We start from the raw sequence: 15,909 nt of genomic DNA, 5'->3' as shown, positions 1-15,909 counted from the left end.
ATTTCTATTAATTAGCAATTTTACTTACCCTCTCTAAATTATCAAAAAGCCGTTTATCTTGATTTTGTAACGATAAAGTTAGTTGTATTTAAAATGTTACCCACATTTTAACACTTCTTAACAAACTTTTGCGGCTTGCAGTAGTCTGATAGGTAACTTTACAAAAAAATATAAAAATAGAAATGAAGAATTTTTTACAAAGATCCATACTCATTGCTCTCTTATTCGTGAGTTATTTTGCAAACGCTCAAACTAGTGGTACAGCTACTGGTAAAGTGCTAAATGGCAAAGATAAATCACCAGTTGATTATGCATCAATAGCTATTAAAAGACTAAGTGATTCAAGTACCGTGGGTGGTACAAATACAAGTGCAACCGGAACGTTTACAATTAACGGATTAGCACTAGGTAAATACAAATTGTATGTAGCATATTTAGGTTTTAAAACAATTACTAAAGATTTCGAACTTACGGCTGCAAACCCAGGTATCAACTTTGGTAATTTAAATATGGAAGATACTGGTGTTACATTAAACGCAGTAGAAATTAAAGGAGAAACTCCTCCTGTAGTGGTTAAAAAAGATACATTAGAATTTAACGCATCTACTTTAAAAGTAAAAGAAAATGCAGTTGTAGAAGATTTATTAAAGAAAGTACCAGGAGTAGAGGTAGCTAAAGATGGTACAATTACAACGCAAGGTGAAACCATCAAAAAGGTAAGAGTAGATGGTAAAGATTTTATGGGTAGTGATCCATTAATGGCTACAAGAAACTTAGCTGCTGATATGGTTGATAAAATTCAGATTATTGATGACATGTCTGAACAATCAAAATTCTCAGGAGTTGATGATGGTAATCGTGAAAAGATCATTAACATTACCACAAAGGGCGGTGTTAAAAACAAAGGTTTTGTAGGGAATAATACCGTAGGTTATGGTACAGATGATAGATATGATGTAAATCTAAGTGTATCGAGATTTAATCAAAGTGAACAAATGTCGCTTATAGGGCAATTTAACAATGTTAATAAGCAAAACTTTGGTGGTGGAATTGGCGGTGGAGGCGGAATGAGATTTGGTGGTTTTAATGGTGGTCCTCAAAAAGGCATTACTACTACTAATATGGGCGGATTTAACTATGCTAACGTCTACAAAAACGGAACTATTTTTAACGCAAGTTATAATTTAAATAAAACATCATTATTTCTCGATCAAAATAGCTTAACTAAAAACTTGCTAGGCAGTATTATAACTACAAATTCGTCAGACGCTGTAAGTACAACTGAACGTTTAAACCATAGGTTTAATGCAACTTTAGATACCAAAATTGACTCTTCGATTTCGGTAAGATGGCAGCCTAGTTTTACATATTCTAAGAACAATGGAAATAGTTTGAATAATTATACCAGAGAATATACGAATAGTACTACAATTGGTAATCAAACAAACCTAACTAATTCTACTTCTCCTTCATTAAGTAATAGTGTACTATTTAGAAAGAAATTTCAACGTAGGGGTAGAACATTATCATTAAATATTAATACAAACTATAACAATAGTGATGGAAATACCTTTAATAAGGTTTCAGAAAATTCCTTAAATGGTGGAGCTCCTTCTTCTAAAAATACAGACCGATTAAATGATCAAGATTCTAAATCTATATCAAATACAGCTAGGTTGGTTTATACTGAACCTTTATCAAAAACTTTAAATTTAGAATTAAATTATCAAAACGTATATTCATTTGATAACCAAGAGAGACAGGTTTATGATTTTAATGCAATTACTGGACAGTATGATTTAATTAATGCTAGATACAGTAATAATTTTGAAAATACTGCTTATACAAATGCACTTGGTTTCAGCTTTAATAAAAATGAGAAGAAATACAATTGGCAGATTGGTTTAGCTGTTCAAAATATAGATCAAAAAAGATTCAATGTTACCGAAAATGATACTTATGACCGTAACTTCGTTAACCTAACTCCATCTGCGCAATTCAGATATAATTTTAGTAATAGTAAGCGTTTAAGAATTAGTTACAATGGACGTACATCTCAGCCATCTATTAGTCAGATTGCACCAATTTTGGATGAAACAAATACGCAAACATTGCCAATTGGTAATCCAGATCTAAAACCATCATTTACCAATAGCTTAAATATTTTTTATAATAATTTTGATTTTGCAAGTTATCGCTCTATGTTTTTTGGAGCTTTCATCAATCAGCAGTTTAATGCGTTTTCAACCCAATCTACTCTAATTCAAAATGATGTGATTAATCCTGAAAACAATGGTAAAATCCAACAAAAAAGTGTAAACGTTGATGGTAATTTTAGCGCCAATGTATTTGGTTCAATTAGCCAGCCAATTATTAAAGGAAATAAATTAAATTTACAAATTGATTTAAGAGGGGGCTATTCAAAAACAACAGGTTTCTCAGGGAACGTAGAGAATATTACCAATAGTTATTCAATTACTAATGGTTATAAATTAGTTTCAAATTTAGATAAACTCGATTTAATTGCAGGGATTTCAGGAACAATGTACCGTGATAAATATTCTGCAAATTCAAATAACAATACAAAGTATTATACATTGTCTCCTAATATAGATATTAGTTACTTGCTTCCAGGCAGTATTCGTATACAATCAGATTTAACATATAATAAGCTAACAGGTAGAGCTGGTTATAATACTGATTATACATTGATAAATGCTTACGTAAGTCACTTATTTACTAAGAGCAGAATTACCCTTAAAGCTTCTGTTAACGATTTATTAAATCAGAATACAGGTATTGAACGTAATGGCGGTGCAAACACTATTCAGGATTTGAATTATAATGTATTAAAACGCTATTATATGTTTTCAGTTACTTATTCATTAAGCAAGATTGCTGGTTTAAATGGAAATTCTGGGCAACAAGGTGGTCAAAGAATGAGAATGGGCGGAATGTAAGCTTATCCGAATAAATAAAAAATCGTCATCATTAATTTGATGGCGATTTTTTTTGCCTAAAAGTGACCTTTTATTTATGTTTTGTTATTTGGATTTAATATAAATAAAGGGTAAATTGCGCAATATTTCATTATGAAGCTTTCACAGTTAAACCCAGGAGAACAAGGAACAATCGTATCATTTACAGATTTAGAAATGTCTGTGAAATTGATGGAAATGGGCTGCTTGCCAGGTGAAGTTGTAGAAGTAGAGCGCTTTGCTCCACTTGGAGATCCTATAGCTATCCGCGTTGCGGGATATCAACTTTGTTTACGTAAAAGCGAAGCTTCGGTAATTATAATTCAGTAATACATTGGCAGATATTAAAGTTGCATTAGTTGGTAATCCGAATACTGGAAAATCTACTCTCTTTAATCTTTTAACTGGATTAAATCAGAAAATTGGAAACTTTCCCGGTATTACTGTTGATAAGAAAATTGGCTTTTGTAAACTTTCAGCTAATCAAAATGCAGAAATTATTGATTTACCAGGGACCTACAGCTTATATCCAAAAAGTAAGGACGAAAGTATCGTTTTACAAGTATTAGCCGATAAAAGTAACCCAAGCCACCCCGATGTTGTAGTTTTAGTTGCTGATGCTACTAATTTACGCCGTAATCTTTTATTGTGTTCACAGGTTGCAGATTTAGGTTTGCCAATGCTGTTAGTGCTCAATATGACAGATATGGCCCGTAAAGAAGGTATCCATATTAACGTAAATAAATTAGCAGAACGATTAGGTATACAAGTGGTAGCCATGTCTGCTAGAAAGAGTGATGGGTTAGATACACTTAAAAAAGCCATTTCTCATACGACTTGGGTTAGCACTCAGGTTACAGGTATAGATGTAACTATTTTTGCTCCAGAAGCAATCACTGAAGTAAAAGAAAAAATCAAAACAGAAAATGATTATTATGCATTGCAGGTTTTGCATCAGCATGAGCATTTGGCATTTTTTACTGAAAAAGAACAACAAGAAATTGAGGCTATTGAAAAAGCACATCAATTCGAATCTTCTAAAATACAAGGCGCAGAAACTATAGCGAGATATCGCTATTTGAGTACGGTTTTAACAGATCTTATTTTTGATACAGGAGCAGAAAAGAAGTTTAAGGTTACTGATAGATTAGATTCAATTCTAACTAATCGTTTTTGGGGATTTCTAATTTTTATCCTCATTTTATTCTTCGTTTTTAATGCAATTTTCTCCTGGTCTTCTTATCCAATGACACTCATTGAAAATGGTTTTGTTTGGCTAACTGAATTTGGTCATGCACATTTACCTTCTGGAGTATTAACCAATCTTTTATTAGATGGTGTAGTTGCAGGATTAGGAGGAATTATCATATTTATACCGCAAATTGCTATTCTATTTGCTTTGATTTCCATTTTGGAAGATACTGGCTATATGGCCAGAGTTACTTTTATGATGGATAAGATAATGCGTAAGTTTGGTTTAAGTGGTAAATCTGTTGTGCCAATGATTGGTGGAATTGCCTGTGCAGTACCTTCAATTATGAGTGCTCGGAATATTGAAAACTGGAAAGATCGCATTATTACTATTATGGTTACACCATTAGTAAGTTGCTCGGCAAGATTACCAGTTTATACCTTGTTAATATCGCTTGTTGTACCTAATAAGATGATATTAGGATTTTTAAGTTTGCAAGGCTTAACGCTAATGGCAATGTATGTGATTAGTATTATGGCTGCAATATTAGTAGCTTTTGTAATGAAATTTATTATTAAGGCAAAAGAAAAGTCTTATTTCATTATGGAATTGCCTGTTTATCGTATGCCGAGATGGAGCAATGTGATATACACTATGTACGAAAAATCTAAAACTTTTGTACTTGAGGCGGGTAAGGTTATTATTGCGATTTCAATTGTGTTATGGGTATTAGCTACCTACGGACCAAGCAAACGATTTGATGCTATAGAAAAAAAGTATACAGCCATTGAAGCAAATTCTACAGATAGCGTACAATTAGCATCTTTAGAAAGAGATAAGGCAGCAGAAAAACTAGAAAATTCTTACGCTGGTATTTTAGGTCAGACGATAGAACCAGCAATAAAACCTTTGGGTTTTGATTGGAAAATAGGTATTGCCTTGATTACTTCTTTTGCCGCTCGTGAAGCTTTTGTGGGCACAATGTCTACTATTTATAGCGTGGATAATGGAGATGAACAAACAGCAACTATAAGGAATAAAATGAGAGATGCTAAAAACCCTGAAACTGGTTTGCCCGTATTTACTTTTGCTACATCCTTATCTTTAATGTTATTTTATGCTTTCGCGATGCAATGTATGAGTACTGTTGCGGTAGTTTACAGGGAAACAAAATCTTGGAAATGGCCAGTTATTCAATTGGTTTATATGACAGCAATGGCCTATGTAGCTAGTTTGATTGCTTATCAATTCTTAAAATAATTAGTAAATTTACTTCGTGGATAAAGTTGATGTTTTAGCACAGTATATGCCTGCGCCAGCAGCTCCGATCATTGCCAAATGGATTGATTATTTTCAGTGTGAGTTTAAAATTTCTAAAAATAGAACAACTAAACTTGGCGATTACCGACATCCGTTTAAAGATAAGGGGCATAAAATTTCTGTAAATAATGATCTAAATCCTTATGCTTTTTTGGTAACTACCGTACATGAGTTTGCTCATTTATTAACTTGGAATGATCATAAACATAAAGCTAAACCTCACGGCACAGAGTGGAAGCATAATTTTAAGCGAATGATGAATCCATTTTTTGATCTTCACGTTTTTCCTGCGGATATTCATCAAACTATTATCAACTATTTAAATAACCCAGCCGCTTCAAGCTGTACGGATTTAAGATTGGCAAGGGCGTTAAAAAAATACGATACACATTTATCTACTACTAGAATTGAAGAATTACCGTTGAACACGGTGTTTACCCTAAAAGACGGCAGGAAATTTACTAAGGGAGAACGTATACGAAAACGATATAGATGCGTTTGCTTAGATAATGGAAATACCTATTTATTTAACCCGCTTGCAGAGGTATTGCTTGCTACAGGTACATAAACGGCTTCTTTGTCTTTTACAACCCATTTAAACTTTAGTTTTTGATCTTTAAAATTAATTGGATCATTTAAAAGGCTATCAATTAATGCATCTCGTTCTTTGACCAAAACACTTGCACTGTAGCTGTTTTGAATTTTACTTCTCAAAATAATATACCTTGAATCTGGGTAGGTAGTAATACTTTCAAATACCACATCGAATTTATCGTTTCCGTTTACTACATTATTTAATGAATTTACGTTTTCAAGATAACTTTGGTCTGGCTTATTATTGTTGCTTAATGGTAGTCCAATATAAGGTAATGAAGTTAATGCAGCTTGCGTAGAGGCAGTTTTATTCTCTATTTTAAAGACTGTATTATTACGTAAGTAAGTCCGTGCATCTTTAAAAACAGTTCCATCTTCGTTAACTAACTCATTTTTATCTGTTTCTAGAATTAAGCTATCATTTTTGAAATAATATTTCTTTAAACTATTACTTGTACCTCCATTATAAGAATGTTCTATGAGTAGAACAGTTTGATTATTTTGGGTATATTTTTCTACATAGAATGATAAATCTCCCAGCATGTAAACTAAACTTGTGTTTTTCGAGAATTGTGTTAGGTTTTTATCTATGGAGTTGGCGTAATTAATAATTGATTGAGCAGTTAGATTTGTAGCGTTTTCATCTGTTAACTCTGCTTGTGGATGATCGGACTTAATATAATTACAGCCAAATAGTGCACTAAATGTGCAAATTAAAACCAAATAATATACACTTTTCATGTTGTATCTTTAAATTAAATTCTCTCCATGAGTTTAGGCTATTATCGTGCCAAGGTAGTTTGTATGATCTCGCAGTTGTTAGGTACAAGCTTGCATTTGCTAGCTACAAATTCGCAGTTGTTAGTATAGTGTTTTGCTTAATGTATTGTTTTAAGTTTGTTAAACCTGATAGCAACGGAAATACTTTTTGGTGAAGGTGCTTTGACTTAGCCAACAATGTTTATGCAAAAAGATTGCAGTGTATAGCGGGACTAACATTGATAGGTGTTAGGAATTGCTTTTCTAATACTTTTTTATTGAAGTCTAAAGACTGCTGATGTCGTTACTGCTCGAATACGAATGGGTATGTTAGTAGGCTAATAATTTTGTGATGGTGCTAGCTAGTCGGTTTTTAGGTAAAAAATCGTCCTCTAATACTTTGCTCATTGGTATGGCGGTATCTAAACTTGCGCAACGTAGGACAGGAGCATCGAGATCTGTGAAGCAATTTTCGCCTATCCATGCAGCTATTTCGGCACCAAAACCACTGCTCAAAGTGTCTTCGTGTAGGATAATTACTCTGCCTGTAGCTTTTACTGCAGCCGCAACAGTTTCTTTATCCCAAGGTTGTAGGCTAACTAAATCTACCAATGTGGCAGAAACTTCTGGGTGATTGTTGAGATACTCTAACGCCCAATGTACACCCAAGCCATAGGTAATGATGGTTAACTGGTTGCCTTGTTTTAAAACGTTTGCTTTGCCTATTTCAACAGTATAATAACCATTAGGTACAAGGCCAGTTAGGCTGCGGTATAAATATTTATGTTCGAAATAAATTACTGGATTTGGATCTTCAATTGCAGCGATTAATAAACCTTTTGCATCGTAAGGGAAAGCTGGATAAACAACTTTTAATCCGGGAGTTTTGGTGAACCAAGCTTCGTTACTTTGTGAATGAAATGGACCAGCTCCAGTGCCTGCACCAGTTGGCATACGCACTACAACATCTGCTTTTTCGCCCCAACGGTAATGGGTTTTGGCTAAATTGTTTATAATTTGATTAAAACCACAGGTTACGAAATCTGCAAATTGCATTTCTACCACAGCTTTATAACCGTTAATTGAAAGACCTAAACCCGTGCCTACAATTGCGGATTCGCAAATAGGAGTGTTGCGTACTCTGGCTTTGCCAAATTCGGCAACAAAACCATCAGTAATTTTGAAGGCGCCACCGTATTCTGCAATATCTTGTCCCATGATTACCAAGTTTTCATAGCGTTGCATTCCTTCTTTTAAACCATCGGTTATTGCATCTAAATATCTTTTTTCTGTTTGTGTTGATGAGGGAGCGATTACATTTTGAATGTATGGTGCATACATATCATCTAACTCTATTTTAGAGCTTGCTGTAGGTTCTTGCTCGTTAAATGCAGCTTCAACTTCTTGCTCAATTTCGGTTTTAAAGCTGCTTTTTATAGTAGCGATTAACTCGTCGTTTAATATATTTTGGGCTACTAAATATTCTTCGAAATTTTTAACAGGATCTTTTTTTGTCCATTCATCAAACAGGTGTTGAGGAACATATTTTGTACCAGAAGCTTCTTCATGACCACGCATTCTAAAGGTTAAGCATTCAATTAATACAGGACGAGGATTTTGCCTAATACTCGAAGCAACTTCATTTATTGTATCGTATACCTCGAGTATGTTATTTCCGTCTAACTGAATACCTTCAATTCCGTAACCGATTGCTTTATCTACTAAATGCTTGCAGTTAAATTGTTCGTTTATTGGTGTTGATAGGCCGTAACCGTTATTTTCTATTAAAAAGATAACTGGTAAATTCCATACCGATGCTACGTTGATGGCTTCATGAAAATCGCCTTCGCTGGTTGCACCTTCTCCTGTAAAAACTAGAGTTGCATGTTGTTTGTTCGCAATTAAATCGGCTAGTGCGATTCCATCGGCCAATGCCATTTGAGGGCCTAAATGAGAAATCATGCCAATGATTTTATAGTCTTGTGTGCCAAAATGGAAGGAACGGTCGCGACCTTTTGTGAACCCCGATATTTTACCTTGCCACTGCGCCATTAATTTTTTAAGTGGAATATTTCTGCTTGTAAATACACCTAAGTTTCGGTGCATTGGTAAGATATATTCTTCAGGCTGCATGGCTAAGGCACTGCCAACTGCAATGGCTTCTTGTCCGATACCTGAAAACCATTTGCCAATTCGCCCTTGGCGGAGAAGAATAAGCATTTTTTCTTCTACCATGCGGGGATAAAGTAATGTTTTATATAGTTTTAAGAGTTGAGCATCGTCTTTATCTTTTCTATCGAATTGCATAGTTTAGTATATGTGGTTAGAATATAGTAGTTGAATATTAGAGGACTTAGACTTTTGACTTATAACTCTGGGTTTTTCTTCTGCTCTTCCCATTGTTTGGCGAATGATTTTGGAGCAATTTCTGGCATGGAACGGTATTTACCCCAACTCTTTTTAAAGAATTGTTTAAGGAAGAAATTTTTCATTTTCCCACTTACCATATCCATTAAAGAACGTTTTTGCATTCCTTTTTTCCATAAACTCCAGCCAATTTCTTCGGTTTTGGTGTTTATATGTTCGGCGGCTGCATCTCTTCTATTTAAGAGGAGCATTTTGTGAATATCTATTTTAACTGGGCATACTTCGGAACATTTTCCGCATAGGCTAGAAGCATAGCTTAAATGTTTAAATTCTTTCATCCCTTTAAAATGAGGGGTGATAATGGAACCGATTGGTCCGCTATAGGTTGTGTTATAGGTGTGGCCACCAATATTTTTATATACCGGACATGCATTTAAGCATGCGCCGCAGCGAATACAGTATAATGCCTGACGTTGATCTTTTTGTGCTAGGAGATTTGTACGTCCGTTATCTAAAAGGATAACATACATTTCTTCTGGACCATCGGTTTCATTGGCTTGTCGTGGTCCACTTAAAATGGTGTTATATACAGTTAAATTTTGTCCTGTACCGTGACTTGCCAATAAAGGCCAAAATAAGTCGAGATCTGCAATGGATGGAATTACTTTTTCTATACCAACAATTGCTATATGTATTTTAGGGAATGTAGTGCACAAACGGGCATTACCTTCGTTTTCTGTTAAAGCTATACTACCAGTATCAGCGATTAAAAAATTTCCGCCAGAAATACCTATATCTGCTTGTAAATATTTTTCACGCAATAATTCTCTAGCTTTTTGAACTAATTGAGGCGGAGTAGCATCAATGGGTGTTCCAAATTTTTCGTGAAATAGCTCTGCAATTTCCTCTTTGCTCAAGTGCATTGCTGGTGTTACGATGTGATAAGGCGTTTGCCCTAGTAATTGTACAATATATTCGCCTAAATCGCTTTCTAATGATTCGATGTTGTGATGTTCTAGAAATTCGTTTAAGTGAATTTCTTCAGTAGTCATTGATTTAGATTTGATAACAGTTTTACCGTTATTCTTTTGAATGATATTTAAGATTTCTTTCTGTGCTTCTTCAACGTCATTTGCCCAAATTACCTTACCACCTCTTTTCTGGAAATTTGCTTCAAATTCTGGTAAAAATTTGTCTAAATTCTCTATCACACGCCACTTAGTTACATGTGCTTTTCTTTTTGAAGCTTCTAGATTTTCGAATTTCGAAAGACCTCTTTCTACTGCGGCATTGTATTTTCCAATATTATGATTAATGGTTTTACGATGTGGTAAGTCAAAAGCTTTTTCATCAGCTTTTACTAAGAATTCTTCTGCAGTATTGATCATGTTCAAATATACAAGCAGAAAGCTAAAAGACCAAAGAAGAAAGACCATACTTAGCTTATTATGGAATAAAAAAACCGCAGATTAACAGATTATTGAAATCTGCTAGTCTGCGGCTTAAAGATATTATGATTTAAATCTAGTTGGTAGTTTTAGGCGTACCGTTTTGATTTTTATCTACAACAGGTCTATTAGGTCTGTTTGCAAGTTCCCAACCAATGTAGTAAGTTAAGTGTGCTCTTTTTGCTAATAAATCAAAATTGATTTTGCTTACTTCGTCGCCTAAACCATGGTAATCTTTACCTAACATACCATCATAAAAGAAAATAATTGGAATGTTGTTTTTAGCGAAATTATAGTGGTCTGAACGGTAATAAATTCTTTCTGGATCTTTTGGATCATCATATTTGAAGTCCAATTTCATTTTAGTGTAAGTATTGTTTATTTTTTCTTGAATTTGACCAAGTTCTGTACTCAACATAGATGAACCTACAGAATAGATATAATTTGCACTATCTGCTTTACCTAGATATTCTTCGCCAATACGACCAATCATATCTGTGTTTAAATCTGCAATTGTGTTTGCTAGAGGGAATACTGGATGTTCTGAATACCACTCAGAACCTAATAAACCTTTTTCTTCACCAACTACAGTCATAAATAAAATACTTCTTTTAGGACCTTTACCTGCTTTTTTTGCTTTTGAAAAAGCTTCAGCCATTAATAAAACTCCAGTTGTACCTGAACCGTCATCATCAGCTCCATTGTAAACTTTATCTTTTGCATTTGGATCAGGATTTAGACCAATGTGGTCATAGTGACCTGTAATTACTAGAATTTCATTTTTTAATTTGGGATCAGAACCTTCTAAGAAACCTAAAACATTTTCTCCACGTTGTGGAGTTTCTGATTTCTTAGCACTTGCAACTAATGATGTTGTTGCTGTTAGTGAAGAAGGCTTACCGCTTTCCATAATTTTTTTAGATAAAGCTTCAACTGTTGTGTTGCTAGCTTTTAAAATTTCGTTCGCAGTAGCTGGCGAAATAGTTAGTGTAATTATTGGAGTTGCTCTTTGCGGAGCAGCTGTAGCAGGTGCATCCTTTTTAAGCATAATTCTACCTAATGTTGAAGCAATTTTTGAAGATTCAGGTAGTTTATCGAAGTTCATGTCAATTAATAAAATAGCTTTTGGTTTGCTTTTCATTAAATTGGTCATTCTTTGTCTTGCTGCCATCATAGCTGCACGACCAGTTGGTACACTATCTCCAGGTTTAACTGTTGGGTCACCAGTAGAGAAAATCATAATTACTTTTCCTTCGGCGTTAATGCCGTCGAAATCATTATATCCTCCTTCTTTAGTCATTCCATAACCTGCAAAAATAACTTCGCTAGCATTTAGATCTAGACCAGTATTAGAAACACTGTTGCTTGGAATTACAAAATCCTTGTACAATTGTCTGGCTTTTCCATTAATAGAAAGTGTAGCACCAGAAACATCATTAGTAACTAGACCAACCTTTTGGAAATAAGGGTCAGTTCCATCTTTTACCGGACCAACTAATCCAAAGCTTTTAAATTGCTTTTTAATGTATTCAGCAGCCATCCATGCGCCTTTTTTACCAGTCTCTCTTCCTTCATATTCATCAGATGCTAAGATTGAAAGGTGACTGTACGCTCTATTTTTATTGATAGATTCGCTAAATTTTACAGCTACAGGATCTTTCTGAGCTGCCGCACTCAAACTCAGGAATAATGCCAAGCCGGTGTATAGAAATTGTTTTTTCATCAGTTATATATTGTTTTAATGGTCATGAAACTAGCGTTTCATCAGTTTATAAGTTATAAGATTAGTTAACACGATATTTTTTCAACTCTTTTTTCATGTCTGCCACCTTCAAAAGCAGTATTCAGAAAAGTTGTAGCTATTTCTTTTGCCAGACCTGAAGATACAAACCTAGCGGGAATACATAAAATATTAGCGTTATTATGTTGTCTAGCTAGTGCTGCTATTTCATTTTCCCAGCAAATTGCCGCTCTAATTTGCTGATGTTTATTGGCAGTCATTGCAATACCATTTGCACTGCCACAAATTAATATGCCGAAATCAAACTCTTTACTTTCTACAGCTGAAGCCACAGGATGTGCAAAATCAGCATAATCAACAGAATCTGCAGTATATGTTCCGAAATCTTTTAACTCATGTGCTGATAAATAGTCTTTTAAGATTTCTTTATATTCAAAGCCAGCATGATCTGATCCAATAGCAATTTTCAATTTATCTTCTGTAGGCATTTTCAAATTTAAATAGAATTATACAGCTTATGCGTAAATTTTTTGTTGCGCTTATTTACTGAAAACCCTTAATTTTTAAAGAATAATGCTTCGGCCTTTAGTTTTTTCCTTTGGATGTTAGCTGAAATCATGATACTCAATTCGTACAATAAGAATAATGGCATTGCAACAATCATCATAGTAAAAGGATCTGCAGTAGGGGTAACAACTGCCGCAACTATCAAAATTAATATTGCTGCATATCTTCTATTTTTCCTCATAAATTGAGGTGTCATTACACCAAGTTTAGAAAGAACAAAAATTACAACGGGTAATTGAAATATAATGCCAGTTCCTAATGTTAAGGTAAGTACAGTTGAAAGATATGAATCAATTGTGAAGGTGTTTTGAATGCTCGGATCTACTGTGAAGTTGATTAAGAAATTGATAGACCAAGGTGCAATAAAGTAATAGCCAAATAATACACCTGTTAAAAATAATATAGAGGCAAAAAATACAAATCCTTGTGATGATTTTCTTTCTGTTTCTAACAAGGCTGGTTTAATGAATAACCAGATTTCGAATAAAAGATAAGGAACGCCTAAAATTAATCCAGCTGTTACACATGAAGTCATTTGTAATGTAAACTGACCTGACATTTCAGTATTGATAATTTTTGCATCAATTTTTGTGATACAAAAGTCTTGTCCAATAGAAGGAAACATTGCTGCAATCTTACATCCCATTCTATAAGTCCAGAAAGTTGGATCTTTTGGACCCATAATAATCTTGCCCCAAATAAAATCAGAGTAATAAAAAGCAACACAGGTAAGTAAAGTTACTACGGCTAATCCTCTTAATAAATGCTTACGTAATACATCAATATGATCAAAAAAGGACATTTCTGCCTCTAAACTTTTTCCTTTATTTTTTATGGATTCAATTAGATCCTTAGTTTTATTGTCGCTCATTGAAATAAGTTAGTAAACAAAAATACCATTCTTTTAAGATAGAATGGTATTTACGATTTAAATCTATAAAAAGATTATTTTATTTGGACACAATATATTTTAATGGTTCGAAACTATTCTGAAAATTCGAAAGTTTCCATAAACTTTGTGGTAAAATTACCTGCTCTAAAGTTAGGGTCTTTCATTAACTGTAAGTGAAAAGGGATAGTTGTTTTTACCCCTTCAATCACAAATTCACTTAGGGCACGTTCCATTGTACAAATTGCCTCTTCACGTGTTTGTGCTACACAAATCAGCTTTGCAATCATTGAATCGTAATTCGAAGGAATAGCATAACCTGCATATACATGGGTATCAACCCGTACACCATGACCACCAGGTGAATGGAAGTTTGTAATTTTTCCAGGTGATGGTCTGAAATTATTAAATGGATCTTCCGCGTTGATACGACACTCAATTGCATGCATGTTTGGCACATAATTATTTCCTGAAATAGGAATGCCAGCCGCAACTTTGATTTGTTCTTTAATTAAATCGAAGTTAATTACTTCTTCAGTTACTGGATGCTCTACTTGGATACGTGTATTCATCTCCATAAAATAGAAATTACGGTGTTTATCCACCAAAAATTCTACTGTACCAGCACCTTCATAATTAACAGCAAGTGCGCCTTTAATTGCAGCTTCACCCATTTTCTCACGTAATTCTGGAGTCATAAATGGAGATGGAGCTTCTTCAACCAATTTTTGGTGACGACGCTGAATTGAGCAATCTCTCTCTGATAAATGGCAAGCTTTTCCATATTGATCACCAATTATTTGGATTTCAATGTGTCGAGGATCTTCGATATATTTTTCTAAATAAAGACCATCGTTACCAAAAGCAGCACCAGATTCCTGACGGGCACTATCCCAAGCATTTTCAAAGTCTTCATCTTTCCAAACAATGCGCATCCCACGACCACCACCACCAGCAGTAGCCTTTAAAATTACAGGGTAGCCCATGCCTTTGGCAATTTCTATTCCTTCTTTTACACTCGATAACAAACCCTCCGAACCTGGAATTGTAGGAACTCCAGCAATTTTCATCGTCTCTTTAGCAGAGGCTTTATCGCCCATGCCATTGATTTGCTCAGGAGTAGCACCAATAAATTTAATTCCATAATCGCGGCAAACAGAAGAAAATTTAGCATTTTCTGAAAGGAAACCGTAACCAGGATGAATTGCATCAGCATTTGTTAATTCTGCAGCTGATATGATATTTGGAATACTTAAATAAGAATCTTTACTAGGAGGAGGACCTATACAAACAGCCTCATCGGCGAAACGCACATGTAAACTCTCTCTATCTGCAGTAGAGTAAACAGCAACCGTTTTTATACCCATTTCTTTACAGGTACGTATAATACGCAAAGCGATTTCGCCCCTGTTGGCAATTAATATTTTTTTAAACATAATTTTTTCCTTTTCGTCACCCAGAATTTAGTTCAAGGCCTTTCAAAATTGAGATGCTGAACTAAATTCAGCATGACGGATATTAAATAGGTTCTACTAAGAATAATGGTTGATCGTACTCAACTGGTGATGCATTGTCAACTAATACTTTAACAATACGGCCAGCAACTTCACTTTCAATCTCGTTAAATAATTTCATCGCCTCAATAATGCAAACTACTTTACCAACAGCAACCTCATCGCCAACATTTGCAAATGAAGGTTTATCAGGGCTAGATGAACGGTAGAATGTACCGATCATTGGTGATTTTATAGTAATGTATTTTGATGTGTCTTCCGCTGCTGGAGTACTTGCCACTTTAGTTTCTGCTACTTGTTGAGTTGCTGCTGCTGCTGCGGGAGCCGCCGCTGGTTGTGCTGCAACTGGCGCAGGTATAGCCGCATTTACATAAACCGGCGCTTGGTTAGTTTTTATGGTAATTTTGAAGTTCTCTTGCTCTATAGCAACTTCATTTACCCCCGACCGAGAAACAAATTTAATGAGTTCCTGAATTTGTTTGATATCCATTCTTTTGTTGTTATGTTAAAAAAATTGGTGTCTTTATGAATTAACTAAGT

12 protein-coding genes are annotated in these 15,909 nt (G+C 34.5%); 4 read left to right on the top strand and 8 right to left on the bottom strand.

The window, feature by feature from the left end:
* The first annotated feature begins 182 nt into the window (after positions 1-182).
* From HQN85_RS13195 to HQN85_RS13180, 4 genes are all read left to right on the top strand, one after another.
* On the top strand, positions 183-2,960 hold the full coding sequence (locus HQN85_RS13195) for an outer membrane beta-barrel family protein (protein ID WP_173272987.1): 2,778 nt from the start codon (positions 183-185) through the stop codon (positions 2,958-2,960).
* A 132-nt stretch (positions 2,961-3,092) separates the two neighbouring features.
* Positions 3,093-3,308, top strand: coding sequence for a FeoA family protein (locus tag HQN85_RS13190; RefSeq protein ID WP_173272985.1), 216 nt, complete (start codon positions 3,093-3,095; stop codon positions 3,306-3,308).
* A gap of 13 nt (positions 3,309-3,321) precedes the next feature.
* Complete coding sequence (gene feoB / locus HQN85_RS13185) at positions 3,322-5,430, top strand: ferrous iron transport protein B (RefSeq protein ID WP_173273525.1); 2,109 nt, start codon at positions 3,322-3,324, stop codon at positions 5,428-5,430.
* A gap of 46 nt (positions 5,431-5,476) precedes the next feature.
* The gene (locus tag HQN85_RS13180) at positions 5,477-6,058 is read left to right on the top strand and encodes a SprT-like domain-containing protein (RefSeq protein WP_173273523.1); all 582 of its coding nucleotides are present in this window, start codon (positions 5,477-5,479) and stop codon (positions 6,056-6,058) included.
* On the opposite strand, the gene HQN85_RS13175 is transcribed toward HQN85_RS13180, so the two are convergent.
* The 8 genes from HQN85_RS13175 to accB all read right to left on the bottom strand — a co-directional run bounded on the left by HQN85_RS13175 (position 6,010) and on the right by accB (position 15,859).
* Positions 6,010-6,825 (bottom strand): hypothetical protein, encoded by an 816-nt coding sequence (locus HQN85_RS13175; protein ID WP_173272983.1) that lies wholly within the window; start codon positions 6,823-6,825, stop codon positions 6,010-6,012. The two genes, HQN85_RS13180 and HQN85_RS13175, sit on opposite strands and share 49 nt — an antisense overlap.
* 348 nt (positions 6,826-7,173) lie before the next feature.
* Positions 7,174-9,150, bottom strand: a complete 1,977-nt coding sequence (locus HQN85_RS13170; protein WP_173272981.1) for an alpha-ketoacid dehydrogenase subunit alpha/beta — start codon at positions 9,148-9,150, stop codon at positions 7,174-7,176.
* Between the two features lie 59 nt (positions 9,151-9,209).
* Positions 9,210-10,598: a LutB/LldF family L-lactate oxidation iron-sulfur protein gene (locus HQN85_RS13165; RefSeq protein WP_173272979.1), complete on the bottom strand. Its 1,389-nt coding sequence runs from the start codon at positions 10,596-10,598 to the stop codon at positions 9,210-9,212.
* A 136-nt stretch (positions 10,599-10,734) separates the two neighbouring features.
* On the bottom strand, positions 10,735-12,381 hold the full coding sequence (locus tag HQN85_RS13160) for a M28 family peptidase (RefSeq protein WP_173272977.1): 1,647 nt from the start codon (positions 12,379-12,381) through the stop codon (positions 10,735-10,737).
* A 65-nt stretch (positions 12,382-12,446) separates the two neighbouring features.
* Positions 12,447-12,887, bottom strand: a complete 441-nt coding sequence (gene rpiB, locus HQN85_RS13155; protein WP_173272975.1) for a ribose 5-phosphate isomerase B — start codon at positions 12,885-12,887, stop codon at positions 12,447-12,449.
* Between the two features lie 68 nt (positions 12,888-12,955).
* Positions 12,956-13,837 carry a twin-arginine translocase subunit TatC gene (tatC, locus tag HQN85_RS13150; protein WP_173272973.1) on the bottom strand — a complete coding sequence of 294 codons (882 nt, stop codon included), beginning with the start codon at positions 13,835-13,837 and terminating at the stop codon, positions 12,956-12,958.
* Positions 13,838-13,950: 113 nt separating this feature from the next.
* Entirely contained in the window at positions 13,951-15,291 is a 1,341-nt protein-coding gene (gene accC / locus HQN85_RS13145) for an acetyl-CoA carboxylase biotin carboxylase subunit (protein WP_173272971.1), read from the bottom strand.
* Positions 15,292-15,373: 82 nt separating this feature from the next.
* Positions 15,374-15,859 carry an acetyl-CoA carboxylase biotin carboxyl carrier protein gene (gene accB / locus HQN85_RS13140; RefSeq protein ID WP_173272969.1) on the bottom strand — a complete coding sequence of 162 codons (486 nt, stop codon included), beginning with the start codon at positions 15,857-15,859 and terminating at the stop codon, positions 15,374-15,376.
* Positions 15,860-15,909 lie beyond the last annotated feature (50 nt).

It is taken from the genome of Pedobacter boryungensis (assembly GCF_013204825.1).
GTDB lineage: Bacteria > Bacteroidota > Bacteroidia > Sphingobacteriales > Sphingobacteriaceae > Pedobacter > Pedobacter boryungensis.
Note: the sequence above shows the minus strand (reverse complement) of the source record. Positions and strands in the feature narration are given on the sequence as shown.